The following is a 17,584-nucleotide window of genomic DNA, read 5'->3' as shown; positions in this document are numbered from 1 at the left end:
GTACGGGTCGAACACTACTAGTCGGCAACCCGTTCTTTTGAAGTAGCTCAATCGTCTAAGCCTCGTACAACGAATGAGTCAGGATTTCTACGAGATACTGGGTGTCTCTCGGGACGCCTCCGAAGACGAGATCAAGGAGGCTTATCGAGAGAAAGCCCGGGAATACCACCCGGATGTGAGCGACGACCCCGACGCCGAGGAGAAGTTCAAGCAGGCGAAAAAGGCCAAAGAGGTCCTCACCGACGAGGAGAAGCGCCAGATGTACGACCAGATGGGTCACGAGCGCTTCGAGCAGGCTGAGAAGCGTGGCGGCGCTGGCGGTGGCGGCGGCCGCGGCGGCATGGGCGGGGACCCGTTCGGCGGCGGCGCTGGCGGCTTCGATATGCAGGATATCTTCGACCAGTTCTTCGGCGGCGGTGGCCGCGGCGGCCGTGGCGGCAGCCGACGGCGACAGGGCCAGGACCTCCAGACCCGACTGGAGATCGACCTCGAAGAGGCCTACGACGGCGCGACGAAGCAGCTGAACGTCACCCGGCCGGAAGCCTGCGACGACTGTGACGGGGCCGGGCATCCGCCGGGAGCCGACTCCGAAACCTGTCCCGAGTGTAACGGCCAAGGCCAGACGACGCAGGTCCAGCAGACGCCGATGGGACGGGTTCAGCAGACGACGACCTGCCGCCGGTGTGACGGCGAGGGGACGCTGTACGACGAGACGTGCTCGACCTGTCGGGGCAACGGCGTCGTCCAGAACGACGCGAGCCTCGAAGTCGAGGTCCCGGCCGGCATCGCCAACGGGCAGACGCTCCGGATGGAGCGCGAGGGCGCACCCGGCGAGAACGGCGGCCCGAACGGCGACCTGCTCATCGAGGTGAGCGTTCGGGACCACCCGGACTTCGAGCGCGACGGCGACGACCTGCAACACCAGCAGGCCATCTCGTTTCCGCAGGCCGTCTTCGGCGACACTATCACCGTCCCGACGCTGGACGGCGAAGTTGAGGTCGACGTGCCCAGCGGCACCCAGAGCGGCGAAGTGTTCCGACTGGAGGGCAAAGGAATGCCGCGACTCCGCCGACGCGGCAAGGGTGACCTCTACGTACAGGTGCAGGTCGTCACGCCCGACAGCCTCAACGCCGAACAGAAGGAGGCCCTCGAACAGTTCGCGGAGGCCGGTGGCGAGGAGGTCGACGTCGAGGAAGGCTTCTTCGAGAAACTGAAGAACTCGCTGTAGTCAGTCGCCACTCGCCGGCGTCCCGTCTGAGCCGGACTGACCCTCGTATTTCGCGAGCGCCGCCGAGAGCGCGGCATCGGCACTGACATCGAGCTGTTCACACAGCGCGAGCAGTGCGAACAGGGCGTCGCCGAGTTCGTCCTCCCGTAGCGACAGCGCCGTCGAGTCGGTACCGTAGCCGGTCGTTTCGTTGACTTCGGCCGCGATGTCGCCGAGTTCGGCCACCACATCGAGTAGCCGGTAGGCTGGCGGCGTGTCGATATCGTTGTGCCTGAGCACGTCGGCGACTTGTTGTTGTCTTTTCATTTCTAGAGCGTGGAGGAGGCCACTTATATCGGCTTTGTGGCCGCGCTGTTTTTCATCGGCGGGGCCAAACGACGACACATGCAGGTACTCGGTGACCTTGTCGCGCAGGCCCGCGACCGCGACGGTGTTCTCTTTCGCTCGCCGGAGCGGTCGACACCGTACAGTTACTCCGACTTCGCTACGAACGCCTGGAAGGGCGGGAATCTGCTGCGGCACTACGGCGTCCGGCATGGGACGCGGGTCGCCGTCGTCGTCGGCCCGAAAGAGCCGACCGACGAAGATCGGCCGGGCTACCTTCGGGATGCGCCGGACGCACTGCTTGCCTTCCTCGCGGCCGCACTCGACGGCGCGGTCGTCGATATGGACCCGCCGAATGCGGTCGATGCGACAGCACTGGTCGCACCAGCGGCATGGCTCGACCGCTACACGCAGGGGCCGGGAACGAAGGGGCTGGCCTACGGCGGCCCAGTCGATGATCCCACCATCGCTCAGTTCGAGCGGGAGCTGTGGAGCGAGAACCCGCTCCAGCCGCCGGGCGAAGTCGCGCCCGAGGACGACGTGCTGGCGGCCGACAGAACGTACACACACGGCGAACTCATGGCCGAGAGCGGTCGTGTCGTCGCTGACTACGACATCGACGCGGAGACGACTGTCGCGCTCCGGGCACCGATGACGACTGCGGGTGCAGTGGTCGCCGGACTGCTTGCACCGATGCGGGCCGGTGCGACGGTGGTGTTCGGTGGCGACGAGACCGCGGACATCGCTGTCGCCGATGGAGATGCACCGGAAGAAACCGTTGTTCGGCCGGGCGACGCAACGCCGTCGTAGCTCCTTTTAATCGTCCGCTACGGGGCCGTTTAGCGAGTCGCGCGGTACTCGCCGTGTTTGACGCCGAGCGCTAGAATTAGCGCGAAGACGACTATCTGCCCGACACTGACGGGGAGTGCGATACTCGAAGGCATTCCCATGAACGAGCCGCTCACCATTACCCCGACAAGGACGAGAAAGGCGATTGCAGTCTTTGTCGTATCGAATTCCATAACAGCCGATCATTGGAGCCCGGGTCGTCTAAACGTTGGCTTTGCGGTTACTCTGTCGGTCGGACGAAGTCCGCAAGCGTCACCAGTAGCCCGAGCACCCACCCCAGCGGGATGGAGATGCCGAGCCAGATGATGACGTAGGCGATGCCTTCCCGCTCGAAGTTCTCGATGAAGAACTCCGCGACACCGACAGCGGCCAGCACCTCGTAGAGGAACCACCGGGACAACGAGTCGCTCGCGGGAATGACGACCGAGGCGACGGTCGTCGAGTACAGCGCTGCGACGACAGGCGGCAGGAAGATGGCCGTCATGGCGAACGGATACGCCAGCGCGACTGTCGTCCCGCGGCCGCCGACCCGCCGGAACGTGACAGCCAGTGCGGCCGACAGCGTCGCAACGCCGCCGGCGACAACGACGGCGGTGAACCCACCCGACACGAGGTCGATACTCCCCGGTTCGAGTCGCGCGAGAGCCGCCAGGCCACCCCAGGCGACGACGGAGAGTAGAACGACGCCGACGACGCCCAGGCGGGTCGCCGTGCCGTCGATGCGACGGGTCTGGTAGCGCAGGACGACGCCACACAGTACCAGCGGATACACCAGCGCGATGACTGGGACCCCGAGCGCAGACCAGAGGCGATAGAGGGCCAACCCGACCGAGGAGTCCGGCGTCCACGTCCCGAGGACGGTGTCGTTAGCGTTTCGCTGACGTGGATACACGAGTTCCATCCACGTTTCGTGTAATCTATTGAGGTCGATACGGATCCCGCCGACGACCCCGTGGCTTCCGGTAGACATACCGGTGATTTCGTTCTACCGGCGTTAAATGTTTCACGGCAGCCGTGGCTGTTGTGATATGCTGTGAAGAGTACTGCCCCGATTCGAAACCGACATATTCAGGACGGGGAGTCACAAACGGTCAGGTATGACAGACGGTAGAGCGGACGTGTCCCGTCGGGGCTTCCTGCGGACGGCGGCAGGGGCCACGGCTGCGTCGGCCGCAGCAGGCACCGCGACCGCACAGGAAGGCACCGAAGGCGGCGACGGTGGCGGAGGCGGCGGCGAGCCGGACTACGGTGGTTTCCTGGATCAAGTCGGGAACTTCGACGGGTCGACCGTCGATGAGACCGGGAAGGACACAGTGACCGTCGAAGTCGGTGTACAGGCCAACGGTGGCGCGTACGGGTTCGGTCCGGCTGCCGTCCACGTCGACAACGGCGCGACCGTCCAGTTCGAATGGACGGGCGAAGGCGGCGGCCACAACGTCGTCTCGGACGGCGACGGCCCGCTGGACTCCGGCAGTACAACTTCCAGTGCCGGCGTCAACTACGAGCACACCTTCGAGGAAGACGGCATCTACCCCTACGTCTGCGTGCCACACGAAGGACTCGGGATGAAGGGGGCCGTCGTCGTCGGGACGGACTACCCGACGAAGTCCTCCGGCGGCGGTGGTGGCGAGAGCGCCGGTCCGCCGGAAGTGCCAAACAGCGCGAAAACGCTCGGCGTCGCAACCTCGTTCGTGATGGTCGCGACGCTCGGACTCGCGTACTTCTTCATCCGGTACGGCGGCGACTACGAGACGCCCGAGTAACGCGCCGTCGCCGCGTTACACCGAATCCGGACCGGCGTGAATCTTCAGGTCGACGTCCCGTTCCTGCCCTTCGAGGTCCTCGACGACGCGTTCGACGATTTTGGTCGCCTCTTTGCGGATGAGCGGCTTGACTTTCTCGATGACCCAGTCCATCGAAACGAGTCGGGGGAGGTCGACGGCATTGTCCGAGGCCGACCCGGGGTCGAACGCGACGTGAAACCGCACCCGTGACGCCGTCTCCACGTCCGCCGGGACGCCGTCCGGGTCAGGCTCGACTGCCCAGTACCCTTCGGCGTCGATGTCCTTGACGATCCGCCAGTCGATGCGCGTCGGCGGCGAAACATCAGTCACCGCCGACCGAGCGGTGTAGGAGAGCTTCCACCACGAAAACACGAGGTCGTAGTTCGTCCCCGGCGAGCCGTCGCCGTCCTGTACCACGCGGTCGAGATACTCCGAGTATCGTGCGTAGCCCGGAAAGTCCAGCAGAAACTCGTAGACCTCTTCGGGTGGGACGTACACGACCGTGCTGACCTCGACTTCGTCCACGTCTGTGACACCGGATGTACCGAAGGTAAACTTTCGGGCTGGACCCCCGGCCGTGGCCGCGTTTTTTGCCGAAACATTTCTACAGAGCATAATTACGAACAGAAAATATTATCATCCTGTATTGGATACAGAGGAAGTACCATGAGTGCATCCGATATCCAGTCCGCTGATACCGACAGCGAGCACGAGACCAGCGGGTGGGACGCCGTCCGCGATCTCCCGCCGAGCGCGAAACTCGTCGCGAAAGTCCTGGAGTACAACGACACCCTCACTCAGAGCCAACTCGCCGAGGAGACGCTGCTGCCACCGCGGACGGTCCGGTACGCCCTCTCCCGCCTCGAAGACGTCGGTGTCATCGATTCCCGGTTTTCGTTCTCCGACGCCCGCAAGCGGATCTACACGCTCCGGGTCGAGTAGCCACCCGACACGCCTCACGTCGAGTAATCGAACCCCGTATTCCGCGCCAAGAACCGTTTCACCGCTCCTTGTCGCCCGTTGACAGTGTGAGGACAACGTTGATTAGTCAGCCTCACAAGACATCTGATATGAAAGTCGTCCTGATTGGTGTCGGGCAGGCTGGTGGGAAAGTAACCCAGTCGCTTGCCCAGTTCGATTACGACATGGGGTTCGACGCTGTCCGGGGGGCCCTCGCCGTTAATACGGCGCGAGCCGACCTCCAGAACCTCGATATCGACACGGCCCTCATCGGACAGGACCGCGTGAAAGGTCACGGCGTCGGCGGTGACAACGAACTCGGGGCCCAGATCATGCAGGAGAACGCCACCGAGGTGCTCGACGAACTCGATGGGCGCATCACGACCGAGGCCGAGGCCATCGTCGTCGTCGCCGGACTCGGCGGTGGCACTGGCTCCGGCGGCGCACCGATGCTCGCCCGCGAACTCAAGCGCATCTACGAGAAGCCGGTGTACGTCCTCGGCATCCTCCCCGGCCGGGACGAAGGCGGTCTGTACCAGGCGAACGCCGGTCGCTCGCTCAAGACCGCCGCCCGCGAGGCCGATTCCCTCCTCCTCGTCGACAACGACGCCTGGCGGGGCAGCGGCGACAGCGTCGCTGCCGGGTTCGAACGCGTCAACGACGCTATCTCCCAGCGCGTCGGCCTGCTGTTTGCTTCCGGCGAGGCTGTCGAGGGAGTCGGTGAGAGCGTCGTCGACTCCTCGGAGATCATCAACACGCTCAGGGGCGGCGGTATCGCCTCCATCGGCTACGCCAGCGCCGAGGCCAGCGAGGACGCCGGTGAGAACGTCAACACCATCACCAGCGTCACCCGGAAAGCCCTCCTCACGAGCATGAGCCTGCCCAACGCGGTCAAGGCCGACTCGGCCCTCCTCGTCGTCGCGGGCGACCCCGAACGCCTCTCGCGGAAGGGCGTCGAACGAGCGCGCCGCTGGGTGGAAGACCAGACCGGGAGCATGGAGGTCCGGGGCGGGGACTTCCCGCTCGGCTCCGACAAAATCGCGTCGCTCATCGTTCTTTCGGGCGTCGAACGGTCCGAGCGGGTCGACGAGTTCATGAAGCGCGCCCGCGAGGCGGCTGACTCCCAGGGCGGGACGACCGACCCGGACGAGTTCACAAACGACAAACTGGACGGACTGTTCTAAGCTGTTTTCGGCGCAGATACCGGAATCGATCGACTGAGACGGCAGCCTCAGGCGAGGCTGCTACCGTCGAACTTCGCGCGGTCGAAGTCGTGGTCGAGCAGGTCGAGAACGGTCGGCGCGATGTCGTAGAGATCGGCGTCTTCGATGCGAACGTCCGGGTCATCGACCAGAAGCGTCGCGTTGTCGAAGCTGTGCATCCCGTTTCGCGGTCCGACGCCGAAAACGTCCTCGGAGCCTTTGAATCCGGCTTTCAGGTCGAAGCCGTGGTTCGGGACGACGGTGAGATCCGGCGCGATGTCGTCGTGGTCGCCGCGGAAGGCGTCTTCCTTGGTCACGACACGGTCGGCGACCTTCTTGCCGTCCGGGCCTTCAAGCGATTCGAGTTTCTCCTTGAGGTCCGCACGAACGGACTCGTACTCGGATTCGGGAACGCTGCCGTTCGGCTCCCGGCCCTCTAAGTTGATGTAGAACCGTCCTGGGATGAGCGAGTACGCCTTGGTGTCCTCGCTGATATCGCCGAGTTCGGAGTGGTCGTCGGTCGCGTAGTCGAGCCACCCTTCCTCCTGGAGCCACTCGTTGAAGTGGACTTCGTAGTCAAGGGAAGTGAAACCGTGGTCCGAGGCAACGACCATCGTCACGTCGTCGGGGAGTCGGTCGCGCAGGTCGCCGAGATAGGCGTCGACCTGCTTGTAGAACTCGAAGAACGCCTCCTGGTTCTCGCCGTCGCGCTCGTAGTCTTTGAACAGGAAGTGGTTGACACGGTCAGTGGTCATGAACACCCCGAAAAACAGGTCCCAGTCGTCCTGCTCGACATAGTGTTTGAACGCTTCGTAGCGTTTTTCCAGCGTCTTGTGGGCGTCCTCGACGAAGTCACTCTTGTCGTCGTCGTGGCCGAGTTTGGCGTTGACGTCGATCCGGTAGTCGCTGTCCTGAAGGTGGTCCCGGAGTTCGTCCGGGTAGGCGGCCTTGTCCACGCCCGGTGAGAGGAAGCCCGACACCATCCGCTGGACGTTCCGCTGTGGCGGGAAGGTGACCGGCACGTTCAGAACCGTGGCATTGCGGCCATCGTCGGTGACGCGGTCCCACAGGCGCGTCGCCTGCACGTCACGCCCCATCGGGACGTAGGTGTCGTAGGAGCCGACCTCGCGGTCCTGGAAGCCGTAGACGCCCGTTTGTCCGGGGTTAACGCCGGTCGTCAGCGCCGGCCAGCAGGCGCTAGACTCGGGCGGAACGATGCTGTCGATGGGGCCGGCGCTTCCGTCCGACGCCATCTCCGTGAGGTTCGGGAACACGTCGGGGTGTTCGTCGATGAGGCTAAACGGTACGCCGTCAATGCCGAAGAAGGCAACACGCGGTGCGTCGTCGCCCTTCAATCGGTCGAATAATCCCATACGACCCGTTAGTCAGGTCAGGAACAAGAAACTTCTTTTCGGAGCCGCGTCACCGAAAGCGGCAAAACCATCGATACAGCCCACGATCAGGACGACTGGTCCGCGTTCTCCGGGACCACGGTCAGATGTGCGAGTCCGGGTGTCGACCGCCGCTCGACTCGCGGAACGACAGTCGTGTGGTCCAGCGCCGCGTCGGTGTCATCAGTAGCCATACACGTATCGATAGTGGTTACACGGGCAAAAAATTACCCATGCTCATACATAATCGGAGACACCTGCCGGTATTACTTCTGGAAATACGGCGGCGGTGGAACAAAACCGCAAAAATGTGGTCCCGGAAGCGTCAGTTGAACTCTTCGTCGTACAGTTCCTGGGCGTGGACGATAGCGTCCTTTGCAGCTTCTTTGTCCTCCCAGCCCAGCGTTTCGACTTCTTTGCCTTCTTCGAGGTTCTTGTAGGTCGAGAAGAACTCGTCAATCTCGTCGAGGGTCTGCTGCGGGATGTCGTCGAGGTCCTCGATGTGGTCGTAACGCGGGTCCTCGACCGGAACTGCGATGACCTTATCATCTTGCTCGCCGTCGTCGTCCATCTTCATCAGGGCCACGGGGCGGGCTTCGATGACACAGCCGGGGAACGTCTGGTCTTCGACGAGGACTAACACGTCGAACGGGTCCTCGTCGTCGTAGTACGACTGCGGAATGAAACCGTAGTCAGACGGGTAGTGAACGTTCGAGTGGAGAACACGGTCGAGGACGACACCAGGGATGTCCTTCTCGTATTCGTACTTGTTACGCTCGCCTTTCAGGCACTCGACGACAGCGTAGATCTCTTCGGGCGGGTTCGGTCCGGTTTCCAGGTCTTCCCAGAGGTTCGTCATCACCGGCGACTGCGCGACGCCGTCAAAAAATCTTTTCGTAATAGCCACAGCTATTGGGTATTATGCGCTATATAACCCAATAATATCTAACTATAGATATATTCTTAGATTACACTTACTACCTGTAAACGACAATCTGAAAGCAGATTAATCGGAAACTCAATTTAACTGAATCCACATAATATAAATTTCTCGATATTATTGTACCTGCTAGTTGTGTGGTGGTTAATGCCCCACAGCAGGCGTTGTGCGCCAGAGTTAACAAGTGTTAAATAGCTTGCTGACATTTACCCAACTATGTCAGAGGCACAAACAGTTACTGACAGTCCGGGCATCGCAAAAGAGCTTACCGCTTTTCAGCAGAATATCCTGGTAATACTCGCTGAAGAGCCGCGGTATGGTCTCGCTATCAAGCGCGAACTAGAAGAATACTACGACGACGAAGTCAACCACGGTCGCCTGTACCCGAACCTCGACGACCTCGTCGAGATGGGCCTCGTCGAGAAGAGCGAACTCGACAAGCGAACGAACCAGTACTCCCTGACCGAGTCGGGCAAGGACGCAGTCCTCGACCAGCTCGGATGGGTGTTCGGAAAGTTCATCTCCGATGACGGTCGAGCCGACGAACTGCGTGACCTGATCGCGGCGCAGCAGTAGACTCGCATCTGGGCACCTGCGAACTACTGTTAATCAATTCTTAATGCGAACCAAACGCTGACTACCGGCGGGTATACCGAACGGTTACGCGTCGGGGACGCGGCCACCGGCTTCTTCCACAGTGAGACGGATCGACTGGTCGAGGGCCGACTGTTGTTCCGCAGTTGGCCACGCGTTCCGTCGGACGTAGTCGTCCCGAAACTCCTGAATTTCGTCCGGTGTCGCCTCCGAGATGGGCTTCGCGTAGTGGTTACCCATGAAATCGGCGAGCAGTTCCGCGTTGGCGCCGTGTGTCTCACCGTGTGCTTCGGTCACAGCTTCGACGACGGCTCGGTTTGCAGCGTCGATTTCCGCCCACTCGTCCGGGTCGCCGGGACCCGAAAGCCGTATCTCGACGCCACGGTCGATGTCGTCGACCCGCTCCGGACGGATGACGCCGTCATCGACCCATTCGACGGGATGGCAGACGAGCACGTCACCCGTCTCGTCGTTCCTGATGCGGGCAGTGTAGTCGTATTCGGCGAGGATTTCGTCGCGTTCGGTCCTGTAGGCGCCGGCCTCAGCATCGTCGACCGCCTCGCGAGCGAGTCTGGTCAGCCGTTCGGCCCGTTCGGTCACGTCTGTCGGCAGGTCAGTCATCGTCGAGTGCGTCGTTTGCTAGTTCGTCCGCACGGTCGTTTATTTCCCGCGGAACGTGCTCGATCTGCCAGTCGTCGAAGTCGGTCAGCAGTTCGCGCACGCGGACACGGCTTTCGCGCAGGTCTGGGTCGTTCGTATCCCACTCGCCACGGACCTGTTTGACGATAAGCTCTGAGTCACCCCGAATGTGGACATCGTCGAATCCGTAATCGCGTGCGACTTCGACCGCGCGGATGAGCGCTTTGTACTCCGCCTGATTGTTCGTCGCCGTGCCGATCGTCTCCCCGCCTTCCGCGACGATTCCGCTGTCGTCGACCAGTACGTAGCCGACCGAGGCCGGTCCCGGGTTGCCCCGCGATGCGCCGTCAAAATACGCATGGACGCGACCGCCGTCATCGCCGCGCAATAGCGCCTCGAGTTGTGCAGTCCCCTCACCCTGTACGACGACTTTTCCGTCGTAGGCGACCGCCGTCGCGCCGCCGTATTCGACGCGCCAGCGCTCGTGGTCGGTGTTTCCCTGTTGAATGTCGAGCCCCGCATCCGCCAGACGCTCGCGGGCCGTCGTCTCGTCGCATTCGATGACCGGCATTGTCCGAGGGTGACTGACCCGTCGGTATAGACGTTGTGGTCGGCCGGTCAGTTTCCGGCGTTTCTGCTGATTCGCTCGGCACCGGTCTGTCGACCCTCTTCACCGCCGAGTACCCGACCGAGAACACCGACCAGCCCGCCGACGGTGACAACGGCGCCGGCGGCGAACATTATCGACAGGATTGGGTCGACGGGTTCGATGAGGATGGGTGAGAGAAACAGGACAATCCCGGACAGTATGGCTATCGCCGCGCCAACGGGGCTTACCTGTTTCCCTGACGAGACGCGGTAGGTGGAGTGTGCGAGCGTGAGGGCCGCGAGTTCCCCGACGAGAAGGTTGACGAGCGCCTGCTGGTACGCGACGGGAATGACAGCAGAGACGAATACGACGACCATGCTGACCAGCGTCGCGCCGAGCAGGAACCACTTCGTTGTATCTACCATGATTTATATCACCTGTTGTTACTCAATCCAACCCTGTAAGAGTTGCTCTCCCACGGACCGCCGGAAAGGTTCTTATCGGGGAGGACCGAAAGCGTGACAGATGCAACTCGACGAGTTCATCGAGGGGTTCGAGGAGGACGAAGCCGCACAGCGGCGCCACCTCGCGGCGGAGAAATCCTACGCCATCACGGACCACCTCGAAGACGTCGAGCGGCAGTTCGAGGACGCGGTGCAAGGGGATTCGCTGTTCGGATCGACAGCCCCGGAGATATTCGTCGGCCGGTCGGGGTATCCCAACGTCTCGACGGGCCTGCTCTCTCCGGTCGATACCGACGCCGCCGCTTCCGGGTTCGCGACCAGCGGCGACTGGTACCAGGAGGGACTTGGTATCGAGGACGTCCTCCAGCGCCGGACCGGCATGGTGAACTCCACCCAGACGACATCAGTCGATTCCGTCAGCGCCGGTGGCGGGCGGGGCGGTGGCGGGGTTCACGATGTCTGGAACGGCTTCGTCGGCGTCCAGCGTGAAGTCGCTATCGCGGACCATCCCGTCGACGTGGAGGTGGGTCTCGACGGTACCCCTGAGATGGATGTGAGCTTCGACGACGTCGGGACGCCGACGGGGCCGCGAGCCCACGCGACCGGTGCCGACCTGGCGGAGAACCCCCACGTTCCCCGACCCGTCGAAAAGACGCTGTCGGACGACGACTGGCGCGCGGAGGGTGCGATGGCGTATCTGTACCGCCGTGGGTTCGACGTGTACGACATCAACACGATCCTCTCGGCGGGCGCGCTCGGGCAGGCCAGCGAGCGGTCACTGGTGCCGACGCGGTGGTCGATCACCGCCGTCGACGACACGGTCGGGCAGTACGTCCGCGGGACGCTACGCAACGCCGACACCATCGACAAGCCGGAACTGTGGTACAACGAGTACATGGGGAACCGCTACTGGGTCGTGCTCGCACCCGGGCGCTGGGAGTTCGAACTCGTCGAGATGAAAGCCCCCCAGAGCGTCTGGAACCCACGCCCCGAGACGGGCTACTACATGTCCAGTGCTCACGAGGGCTACGAGGGGCGGACCGCCTACGTCGAGGAGACTGCAGGGGCGTACTACGCGGCACGACTCGGCGTCCTCGAACACCTGCAGGAGCGCGACAGACAGGCGAAGTGTCTGGTGCTGCGGGAGATCACCGACGACTACTGGGCCCCGGTCGGCGTCTGGCAGGTACGCGAGGGCGTCCGCAACGCGTTCGACGGCGAGCCAGGGACCGCCCAGTCCTTCCGGGAAACGCTGACGGCCATCGCCGACCAGCTCCCCGTCACTCTCGGGCAGTTACGACGCAAGTCCGAACTGGTCGCCGGGCTCCAGTCGCAGTTAAGCGATTTCTAACAGCGCTTCGCGTTGCGGTAAACGACCCGTACCCAGCAACCGTTATCGGCGTCCCCCGCTGTCACCGTCGTCGTCCCAGGCCGAAGTGCCGAATCCGCTCTCGTCGGTGTCGTCGCTCCGGCCCGAATCGTCGGCGTAACTATCACCCACCGGGTCGTTCACACCCGAGGTGGCCCCTGCCGTGGATGGGCCGGACCCGTGTGTCCCGCCAGTCGAAGTCGTGGGTTCGAGCGGCGGTTCGCCGTACTCCTCCTCGTATGCGTCCGCGAAGCCACGCCCCCAGATGTACATAATCGCTGACTGGCCGACGAACGCGAGGAACGGGACCGCCAGATAGCCGACAATGGTGAACCCCAGAACGGTCGCTCCAACGGAGACGATGATGTTGACCGCAAACGCCATCACCACGGCCATCAGCATTGTTCGACTTGTCCCGACAGACGAGAGCACATCACGGTCAAAGCCCGCAGCGATACTATCAGCCCGGACGAAGTTCCCTGTCGCAACGGGCAGTATCACTGCCATTGCGAGAACGCCAATAAAGTAGAGCAAGGCAGCGACGAGCACGCCGACGAGCAGCAGTCCCCCCGAATCGCCGAGTCCGCCGGCGATCACCAGCAGACCCGGGATAGCAAGCGCGAGTGTGAGCACCACCCCGTACCCCATAACGACGACTGTATGTCGGACTCCGTCGACAGTTATCTCGACCAGATCCAGTTCGTCCCAGGCCGGCGGCGTGTCAGTCTCGCCCCTGAGGACCCGGCGCATCACTTCGAGCATATATCCCTGGAACGTGAACAGCGGAACGAGCAAAAAGCCGAAAAACAGTACGACGCCACCGAGGGCGACGCGTTTGACCCAGTCATCGCCCTGTGTCTGGTAGCGAAGTGCGTCTTCTATCATGTCCAGTCAGTCTTAAGATAGGTTCAAATAAGTTGTGTAATCAGTGAAAGCTGCGATCCAGACCTCGCAGCTCTCGGACCAATTCAGTACGGGCAACGGCGTGGCTCAGGTACTATCGGTGCTGTGTGGCGAAACCTCGACGAACGCCGGGGTATCGACTGGCCCGGCACAGACTGGGCATCCAACAACCAACAGGCGGTCTCGAACGCCACCGTCGACCGTTGCACACGCATCACAGTTCGGGCACGTGAAGCGGTACTCCGGCATGTACTCAGGCACGGACTTGGATAGCCGAAGGAACTGCCCCCTCAATGTGGAGGGGATATAGGTGCGCGAGGCGGCACCGCCGCGGGTCGGCTCGCCGACCACTGGTGCCGTACAGTGGGGAGCGTCTCGGATATATAGACCACAATAGCGGTCTTAGGAAGGGTTATTCCGCTCGCTCGGAACTATTACGCGATGACTGATACGCCCCTGAAGTTCGGATTCGTCTGTGTCCAGAACGCGGGCCGAAGTCAGATGTCCGCAGCGTTTGCCGAGCGAGAACGCACCCGCCGCGGACTCGAAGACGAGGTCGAAATCCTGACCGGCGGCACAGACCCCGCGGACGAAGTGCATCCGGAAGTCGTCGAAGCCATGCAAGAACTGGGCATCGATCTGTCTGACCGGGTCCCGCGACCGGTCTCGGACGACGAACTCAACGGCTGTACCGTCGTTGCGACGATGGGATGTTCGACGCTCGAACTCGACGCCGACGTCGCAGTGCGCGATTGGGCGCTAGACGACCCACACGGGCAGTCGGTCGAGCGGGTGCGGGAAATCCGCGACGAGATAGAGAAGCGTGTCGCCGACCTGTTCGACGAGTACACCGGATAGCTACCACTCGACGTACGTGAGATACTCGACCTGTTCGTACTCCAGTAACCACGTCCCGTAGCTGTCCGTGACCTCGATTCCCTCGTGCTCCCGAATGCGGTCAGTGACCGACTCGAAGGCTTCGTTGTCCTCGAAGTAGCCGCCGTCGATGGCCTCCTCGACGACCTCTCGCTCGGCTTCGGAAAGGCCTGAAAGGGTGAACAGGTACTGGTCTCGAATCTGGTCGGCGAACGAGTCGACATCCGATGCGACTTCCGTCGCCTCGTACCGGTATTCGGTCTCTGTTGTCGTTCGTGTACTGACCGTAACCCGATAGCGGTCGCCGTCGTGGACGATAATATCGTACTGGCGCTCCGGAACGAACACCGACCCGTCACCCACTTCCTCGGCGGTTCCGTACCCGACACCCACGTCGTACCCGTCCCCGGTGGGTGGGTTGTCATCCGAGATGATCGGATCAAGGCGCTGGCGGTCCGCCGTCGGTAGCTCTTCGTAGGCGATATCGCCGATCTCAGCCGTCGAATCAGCCGGATCGAAATCGATTCGGACCTCGTACACCGTCACGTCGCTGCTTTCGAGTGCCGTCTCCGAAACTTCGTAGAAGGCATCGTCGATCCGGACGGTATCGGTCTGGTCGAACAGTTCGTATCGCCCCCGGCGCATCGCAGAACCGTTTTCGACGGCCTCCGAGGCGACCGTGTACTCCGCCGACTCGGGGCTGGGCGACATCGAAACCTCGTCGGCGATGTCGGCCGCTGTCGCGTCGTCCATGTCAAGCACGACGGCGGGATGGCCGCAGCCGGCGACAGCAACCGAGAGGAGGGCTGTTCCGCTCGCGAGGAACTGGCGTCGTCGCATACAGCTACTGACAGGCAACCGGAAGGAAAGTTTTCCGGGTGTGTTTGTTCGCGGTCGGAATCGTGCAGACACGCCTCACTCGTGAGCACAGCCTGAGCCGTAGTAAACGCCAGACGGCGGCAGGGTCCGCAAGGTTCCCTTGCGAGTTGACAAATACTTCCTTCAACGGCACTTTTCAATTCCGTCGAAATAGACGAACTACGGCGCTGTGGATCCGGTTCTGGTAAAGTCAGGAACGGGAAGAACTCGGTATGGGCCAACGCGGATTTGAACCGGAGGAAGACGGTCGGACTCACTGCGTTCGTCCGCTGCGACTTCCAAGGCTCAAATCCGCTCGGAGACACGATTCATGCGGCACAGACTCGTCACTCCGTTCCTCGTTGTGTGGCGCAGAAATAGTGGGCCAACGCGGATTTGAACCGCGAACCTCCCGGTTATCAGCCGAGCGCTCAACCTGATTGAGCTATTGGCCCGACGCATTCATCTGTACCCGAGGGGTATTGAAAAGGGTAACGTTTCGCGGGCGGTTGGGGATGTGAAACCGCGTCAGGGCTTCAGTTTTCGTCGTTGTCTTCGAAGTCGACGTCGGTGGCGTCGTTTGGGTCGAAGGAGGTGCCGGAACCGGAACCAGAGCCCGGACCGGGGCCGCCCTCCGGACCGGTCGGACCGGGTCCAGCGGGGCCGCCTTCGTCATCGGGGAAGCCACCGATGTACACCTGCCCGCTGGCGAAACCGCCGGTCTTGGCGTCGATGTAGGGCCGGACGACCCAGCGGCGTGTGGCGGCACGGACGGGGTAGCGGGTGAACGGCACCGCAAGCAGAAGGCCGACGAAGTCCGTAACCAGGCCGGGCGTGAGGAAGAACGCGCCGGCGGCGATGAGAAGGCCGCCGTCGATGAGTTCGTCGGTGGGGAGTTCGCCGACGGCGAGCCGCTGTTGGATCTTCCGAAGCGTCGCACGGCCTTCGGCGCGGACCAGCAGCATGCCGACGAGCGCCGTCAGGACGACGAGCGCGATGAGAACAAGCGGTGGAACAGGAAATAGAACTCCTGTTGCAAGTGCCACCAGCAACACGATGTCGAACAGCGGGATGAGCAGCAACAGCCCGATGACCCGGAGCATACCACTGCTTGCAGGCCCGCCCCCAAACGCCTTTCGAGAGCGGGACCCGGCTGTCGGCCACCGGGGTAGCGGGTCAGCGGTCCCGTAGTCGGACCTCGATGGGCTCTGTGGGGCTCAGCGTAATCTGCATCGCCAGCGACAGCGGCAGTTCGGTGACCGGTTCGACAGCGTACTGCTGGGCGATGGTCGCCAGCGCGAGTTTGGCCTCCATCCGGGCGAAGCGCATGCCGATGCAATGGCGCGGGCCACCGCCGAAGGGGTAATACGCGTAGTCCGGGAGAGACGCTTCGAGGTCGTCGTTCCATCGCTCGGGACGGAACGCGTCAGGTGCGTCGTACCATCGTTCGTCCCGGTGGACGAGCCACTGCGGGAGGGTGAGCTGTGCGTCCGTCGAGAGTTCGTACCCGCCGAGCGTCACCGGCTCCGTCGGCTGGCGAAACACCGTGAACGCGGGCGGGTACAGCCGCAGGACCTCGTTCAGCACGGCATCGAGATACGGCAGTTCGAACAGGTCATCGGGCGTCGGCCGGCTGTTCCCCAGCGTCGCGTCGAGTTCCTCGTGCAGGCGCTGCTGGCACTCGGGGTTGTTCGCCAGCAGGAACCAGGCGTACGTGAGCGTCAGCGCCGTCGTGTCGTGACCGGCGACGAGGAAGGTCAAGAGCTGGTGACCCAGTCGCTCGCGGTCCATCGTCTCGTCGTCGAGCGAAAGCAGCAGGGAGAGCACGTCGTCGCGCGCCTCGCGGGCGCTCTCGTTCTCGCGCTGGCGGGCAGCGATAACGTCGTCGAGCGTGGCCTGGAACTCGGCCAGCGAGCGATTGACGGCGCGGTTTGTTCCCGTCGGGACCCACAGCGGGAGGTACGCCGACAGCGACCGCGGGTCCAGCCGCTTGCGAAGCGCGTCGAGTAGCGGCTCCAGCGCGTCAGCGGTGGTCTCGATGTCCACGTCTAACAGCGTCTTGCCGAGAATGTTCAGCGTCAGCGACTGCATGTGCGGGAGCACGTCGATGCGCTGGCCGTCGCTCCAGCCCGCCGCCGTCCGGTCAGCGAACTCAGTCATCGTGTCGCCGTAGGCGGCGATGCGCTCCCGGTAAAACGCCGGTTGGAGCGCCGTCCGCTGGCGCTGCCACTCCTCGCCCTCCAGCAAGAACAGTCCCTCGCCGATGAACTGTCCGAGGGTGTCCTGAAGGAGTCGCCCCTTCTCGTAGGCGTCAGCATCGGTTACCAGCACCTGCTCGACGAGGTCTGGATGGCAGACGAAACAGCCCGTCGTCCCGGCAACGTTGTACCCCACTACGTCGGCCTCGTGGCCACCAGCGCGGTCGTAGAACCCCAGCGGGTCACGCAACATCGCGGCGGTGTTGTCGACGAACGGGACACGGCCGAGACGGGGCGGCCGGTCGCCCGGCGTGACCGGCTCCGGTGGTTCGGGAATCGCCTGCTGGGTATCCATCGCCGACGTTTGGGCCGCCCCGCCAATCGGTCTTTCGCCGGGAGTGAGAGGGCCTTTGTAC

23 protein-coding genes and 1 tRNA gene are annotated in these 17,584 nt (G+C 62.9%); 8 read left to right on the top strand and 16 right to left on the bottom strand.

The features are described 5' to 3' along the window. Nucleotides 1-73: 73 nt before the first annotated feature. Nucleotides 74-1,228, top strand: coding sequence for a molecular chaperone DnaJ (gene dnaJ, locus VI340_RS01920; protein WP_008310836.1), 1,155 nt, complete (start codon nt 74-76; stop codon nt 1,226-1,228). On the opposite strand, the gene VI340_RS01915 is transcribed toward dnaJ, so the two are convergent. Beyond that, nucleotides 1,229-1,534, bottom strand: a complete 306-nt coding sequence (locus VI340_RS01915) for a MazG-like family protein (RefSeq protein WP_336357657.1) — start codon at nt 1,532-1,534, stop codon at nt 1,229-1,231. A 78-nt stretch (nt 1,535-1,612) separates the two neighbouring features. Here VI340_RS01915 and VI340_RS01910 point away from each other — a divergent pair, with 78 nt between their 5' ends. Further along, entirely contained in the window at nt 1,613-2,362 is a 750-nt protein-coding gene (locus VI340_RS01910; RefSeq protein WP_008310838.1) for a hypothetical protein, read from the top strand. Nucleotides 2,363-2,391: 29 nt separating this feature from the next. Here the strand turns inward: VI340_RS01910 and VI340_RS01905 are convergent, their stop codons facing one another. Together VI340_RS01905 and VI340_RS01900 are read right to left on the bottom strand one after the other, a co-directional pair. Then, nucleotides 2,392-2,574 (bottom strand): DUF7333 family protein, encoded by a 183-nt coding sequence (locus VI340_RS01905; protein ID WP_014039538.1) that lies wholly within the window; start codon nt 2,572-2,574, stop codon nt 2,392-2,394. A 47-nt stretch (nt 2,575-2,621) separates the two neighbouring features. Then, complete coding sequence (locus VI340_RS01900) at nt 2,622-3,371, bottom strand: hypothetical protein (protein ID WP_008310840.1); 750 nt, start codon at nt 3,369-3,371, stop codon at nt 2,622-2,624. 127 nt (nt 3,372-3,498) lie between these two features. On the opposite strand from VI340_RS01900, the gene VI340_RS01895 reads away from it, so the two are divergent. Further along, nucleotides 3,499-4,164, top strand: a complete 666-nt coding sequence (locus VI340_RS01895; RefSeq protein WP_008310841.1) for a halocyanin domain-containing protein — start codon at nt 3,499-3,501, stop codon at nt 4,162-4,164. Nucleotides 4,165-4,179: 15 nt separating this feature from the next. Here the strand turns inward: VI340_RS01895 and VI340_RS01890 are convergent, their stop codons facing one another. Next, entirely contained in the window at nt 4,180-4,710 is a 531-nt protein-coding gene (locus VI340_RS01890; RefSeq protein ID WP_008310842.1) for a type II toxin-antitoxin system RatA family toxin, read from the bottom strand. Nucleotides 4,711-4,851: 141 nt separating this feature from the next. Between VI340_RS01890 and VI340_RS01885 the strand changes: the two genes are divergently transcribed. Together VI340_RS01885 and VI340_RS01880 are read left to right on the top strand one after the other, a co-directional pair. Next, complete coding sequence (locus tag VI340_RS01885; RefSeq protein ID WP_008310844.1) at nt 4,852-5,127, top strand: MarR family transcriptional regulator; 276 nt, start codon at nt 4,852-4,854, stop codon at nt 5,125-5,127. A gap of 128 nt (nt 5,128-5,255) precedes the next feature. Next, nucleotides 5,256-6,329 (top strand): tubulin/FtsZ family protein, encoded by a 1,074-nt coding sequence (locus VI340_RS01880; protein WP_008310846.1) that lies wholly within the window; start codon nt 5,256-5,258, stop codon nt 6,327-6,329. 47 nt (nt 6,330-6,376) lie between these two features. On the opposite strand, the gene VI340_RS01875 is transcribed toward VI340_RS01880, so the two are convergent. The 3 genes from VI340_RS01875 to VI340_RS01865 all read right to left on the bottom strand — a co-directional run bounded on the left by VI340_RS01875 (nt 6,377) and on the right by VI340_RS01865 (nt 8,597). Further along, entirely contained in the window at nt 6,377-7,720 is a 1,344-nt protein-coding gene (locus tag VI340_RS01875) for an alkaline phosphatase family protein (RefSeq protein ID WP_008310848.1), read from the bottom strand. Nucleotides 7,721-7,806: 86 nt separating this feature from the next. Next, the gene (locus tag VI340_RS01870) at nt 7,807-7,932 is read right to left on the bottom strand and encodes a hypothetical protein (RefSeq protein WP_336357656.1); all 126 of its coding nucleotides are present in this window, start codon (nt 7,930-7,932) and stop codon (nt 7,807-7,809) included. A gap of 131 nt (nt 7,933-8,063) precedes the next feature. Further along, on the bottom strand, nt 8,064-8,597 hold the full coding sequence (locus tag VI340_RS01865; protein ID WP_008310858.1) for an inorganic diphosphatase: 534 nt from the start codon (nt 8,595-8,597) through the stop codon (nt 8,064-8,066). A 297-nt stretch (nt 8,598-8,894) separates the two neighbouring features. Between VI340_RS01865 and VI340_RS01860 the strand changes: the two genes are divergently transcribed. Further along, complete coding sequence (locus VI340_RS01860) at nt 8,895-9,254, top strand: PadR family transcriptional regulator (protein WP_004518536.1); 360 nt, start codon at nt 8,895-8,897, stop codon at nt 9,252-9,254. Nucleotides 9,255-9,338: 84 nt separating this feature from the next. Here VI340_RS01860 and VI340_RS01855 read toward each other — a convergent pair whose 3' ends face one another. The 3 genes from VI340_RS01855 to VI340_RS01845 are packed head-to-tail and all read right to left on the bottom strand — an operon-like array spanning nt 9,339 to nt 10,925. Beyond that, nucleotides 9,339-9,893 carry a DUF7108 family protein gene (locus VI340_RS01855; RefSeq protein WP_008310863.1) on the bottom strand — a complete coding sequence of 185 codons (555 nt, stop codon included), beginning with the start codon at nt 9,891-9,893 and terminating at the stop codon, nt 9,339-9,341. Further along, nucleotides 9,886-10,482, bottom strand: a complete 597-nt coding sequence (gene rnhA / locus VI340_RS01850; RefSeq protein WP_008310865.1) for a ribonuclease HI — start codon at nt 10,480-10,482, stop codon at nt 9,886-9,888. Before rnhA ends, VI340_RS01855 begins: the two co-directional genes overlap by 8 nt. Before the next feature lie 47 nt (nt 10,483-10,529). Continuing rightward, nucleotides 10,530-10,925 carry a hypothetical protein gene (locus tag VI340_RS01845; protein ID WP_336357655.1) on the bottom strand — a complete coding sequence of 132 codons (396 nt, stop codon included), beginning with the start codon at nt 10,923-10,925 and terminating at the stop codon, nt 10,530-10,532. Nucleotides 10,926-11,025: 100 nt separating this feature from the next. On the opposite strand from VI340_RS01845, the gene nreA reads away from it, so the two are divergent. Then, nucleotides 11,026-12,315 carry a DNA repair protein NreA gene (gene nreA, locus VI340_RS01840; protein ID WP_336357654.1) on the top strand — a complete coding sequence of 430 codons (1,290 nt, stop codon included), beginning with the start codon at nt 11,026-11,028 and terminating at the stop codon, nt 12,313-12,315. A gap of 42 nt (nt 12,316-12,357) precedes the next feature. On the opposite strand, the gene VI340_RS01835 is transcribed toward nreA, so the two are convergent. Both VI340_RS01835 and VI340_RS19825 read right to left on the bottom strand, forming a co-directional pair. Further along, nucleotides 12,358-13,218 carry a DUF4013 domain-containing protein gene (locus VI340_RS01835; protein ID WP_336357653.1) on the bottom strand — a complete coding sequence of 287 codons (861 nt, stop codon included), beginning with the start codon at nt 13,216-13,218 and terminating at the stop codon, nt 12,358-12,360. A gap of 105 nt (nt 13,219-13,323) precedes the next feature. Next, nucleotides 13,324-13,485 (bottom strand): DUF7560 family zinc ribbon protein, encoded by a 162-nt coding sequence (locus VI340_RS19825; protein ID WP_152418459.1) that lies wholly within the window; start codon nt 13,483-13,485, stop codon nt 13,324-13,326. A 192-nt stretch (nt 13,486-13,677) separates the two neighbouring features. Here VI340_RS19825 and VI340_RS01830 point away from each other — a divergent pair, with 192 nt between their 5' ends. Continuing rightward, entirely contained in the window at nt 13,678-14,094 is a 417-nt protein-coding gene (locus VI340_RS01830) for an arsenate-mycothiol transferase ArsC (protein ID WP_336357652.1), read from the top strand. On the opposite strand, the gene VI340_RS01825 is transcribed toward VI340_RS01830, so the two are convergent. From VI340_RS01825 to VI340_RS01810, 4 genes are all read right to left on the bottom strand, one after another. Then, on the bottom strand, nt 14,095-14,952 hold the full coding sequence (locus VI340_RS01825; RefSeq protein WP_008310873.1) for a hypothetical protein: 858 nt from the start codon (nt 14,950-14,952) through the stop codon (nt 14,095-14,097). A 399-nt stretch (nt 14,953-15,351) separates the two neighbouring features. Next, nucleotides 15,352-15,425 (bottom strand) — tRNA-Ile (locus tag VI340_RS01820). Between the two features lie 81 nt (nt 15,426-15,506). Beyond that, nucleotides 15,507-16,073 (bottom strand): FxsA family protein, encoded by a 567-nt coding sequence (locus VI340_RS01815; protein ID WP_008310874.1) that lies wholly within the window; start codon nt 16,071-16,073, stop codon nt 15,507-15,509. 73 nt (nt 16,074-16,146) lie between these two features. Beyond that, on the bottom strand, nt 16,147-17,523 hold the full coding sequence (locus VI340_RS01810) for a cytochrome P450 (RefSeq protein ID WP_336357651.1): 1,377 nt from the start codon (nt 17,521-17,523) through the stop codon (nt 16,147-16,149). Between the last annotated feature and the right edge of the window lie 61 nt (nt 17,524-17,584).

Source organism: Haloarcula sp. CGMCC 1.6347 (genome assembly GCF_037078395.1).
In the GTDB taxonomy this organism is placed as follows: Archaea; Halobacteriota; Halobacteria; order Halobacteriales; family Haloarculaceae; genus Haloarcula; species Haloarcula amylolytica.
Note: the sequence above shows the minus strand (reverse complement) of the source record. Positions and strands in the feature narration are given on the sequence as shown.

What these genes read in the sequence shown, in the direction of transcription:
- dnaJ (WP_008310836.1), top strand. Translation starts at nt 74, where the DNA reads ATGAGTCAGGATTTCTACGAGATACTGGGTGTCTCTCGGGACGCCTCC.
- VI340_RS01915 (WP_336357657.1), bottom strand. Translation starts at nt 1,534, where the DNA reads ATGAAAAGACAACAACAAGTCGCCGACGTGCTCAGGCACAACGATATC.
- VI340_RS01910 (WP_008310838.1), top strand. Translation starts at nt 1,613, where the DNA reads ATGCAGGTACTCGGTGACCTTGTCGCGCAGGCCCGCGACCGCGACGGT.
- VI340_RS01905 (WP_014039538.1), bottom strand. Translation starts at nt 2,574, where the DNA reads ATGGAATTCGATACGACAAAGACTGCAATCGCCTTTCTCGTCCTTGTC.
- VI340_RS01900 (WP_008310840.1), bottom strand. Translation starts at nt 3,371, where the DNA reads ATGTCTACCGGAAGCCACGGGGTCGTCGGCGGGATCCGTATCGACCTC.
- VI340_RS01895 (WP_008310841.1), top strand. Translation starts at nt 3,499, where the DNA reads ATGACAGACGGTAGAGCGGACGTGTCCCGTCGGGGCTTCCTGCGGACG.
- VI340_RS01885 (WP_008310844.1), top strand. Translation starts at nt 4,852, where the DNA reads ATGAGTGCATCCGATATCCAGTCCGCTGATACCGACAGCGAGCACGAG.
- VI340_RS01880 (WP_008310846.1), top strand. Translation starts at nt 5,256, where the DNA reads ATGAAAGTCGTCCTGATTGGTGTCGGGCAGGCTGGTGGGAAAGTAACC.
- VI340_RS01875 (WP_008310848.1), bottom strand. Translation starts at nt 7,720, where the DNA reads ATGGGATTATTCGACCGATTGAAGGGCGACGACGCACCGCGTGTTGCC.
- VI340_RS01870 (WP_336357656.1), bottom strand. Translation starts at nt 7,932, where the DNA reads ATGGCTACTGATGACACCGACGCGGCGCTGGACCACACGACTGTCGTT.
- VI340_RS01865 (WP_008310858.1), bottom strand. Translation starts at nt 8,597, where the DNA reads ATGACGAACCTCTGGGAAGACCTGGAAACCGGACCGAACCCGCCCGAA.
- VI340_RS01860 (WP_004518536.1), top strand. Translation starts at nt 8,895, where the DNA reads ATGTCAGAGGCACAAACAGTTACTGACAGTCCGGGCATCGCAAAAGAG.
- VI340_RS01855 (WP_008310863.1), bottom strand. Translation starts at nt 9,893, where the DNA reads ATGACTGACCTGCCGACAGACGTGACCGAACGGGCCGAACGGCTGACC.
- rnhA (WP_008310865.1), bottom strand. Translation starts at nt 10,482, where the DNA reads ATGCCGGTCATCGAATGCGACGAGACGACGGCCCGCGAGCGTCTGGCG.
- VI340_RS01845 (WP_336357655.1), bottom strand. Translation starts at nt 10,925, where the DNA reads ATGGTAGATACAACGAAGTGGTTCCTGCTCGGCGCGACGCTGGTCAGC.
- nreA (WP_336357654.1), top strand. Translation starts at nt 11,026, where the DNA reads ATGCAACTCGACGAGTTCATCGAGGGGTTCGAGGAGGACGAAGCCGCA.
- VI340_RS01835 (WP_336357653.1), bottom strand. Translation starts at nt 13,218, where the DNA reads ATGATAGAAGACGCACTTCGCTACCAGACACAGGGCGATGACTGGGTC.
- VI340_RS19825 (WP_152418459.1), bottom strand. Translation starts at nt 13,485, where the DNA reads ATGCCGGAGTACCGCTTCACGTGCCCGAACTGTGATGCGTGTGCAACG.
- VI340_RS01830 (WP_336357652.1), top strand. Translation starts at nt 13,678, where the DNA reads ATGACTGATACGCCCCTGAAGTTCGGATTCGTCTGTGTCCAGAACGCG.
- VI340_RS01825 (WP_008310873.1), bottom strand. Translation starts at nt 14,952, where the DNA reads ATGCGACGACGCCAGTTCCTCGCGAGCGGAACAGCCCTCCTCTCGGTT.
- VI340_RS01815 (WP_008310874.1), bottom strand. Translation starts at nt 16,073, where the DNA reads ATGCTCCGGGTCATCGGGCTGTTGCTGCTCATCCCGCTGTTCGACATC.
- VI340_RS01810 (WP_336357651.1), bottom strand. Translation starts at nt 17,523, where the DNA reads ATGGATACCCAGCAGGCGATTCCCGAACCACCGGAGCCGGTCACGCCG.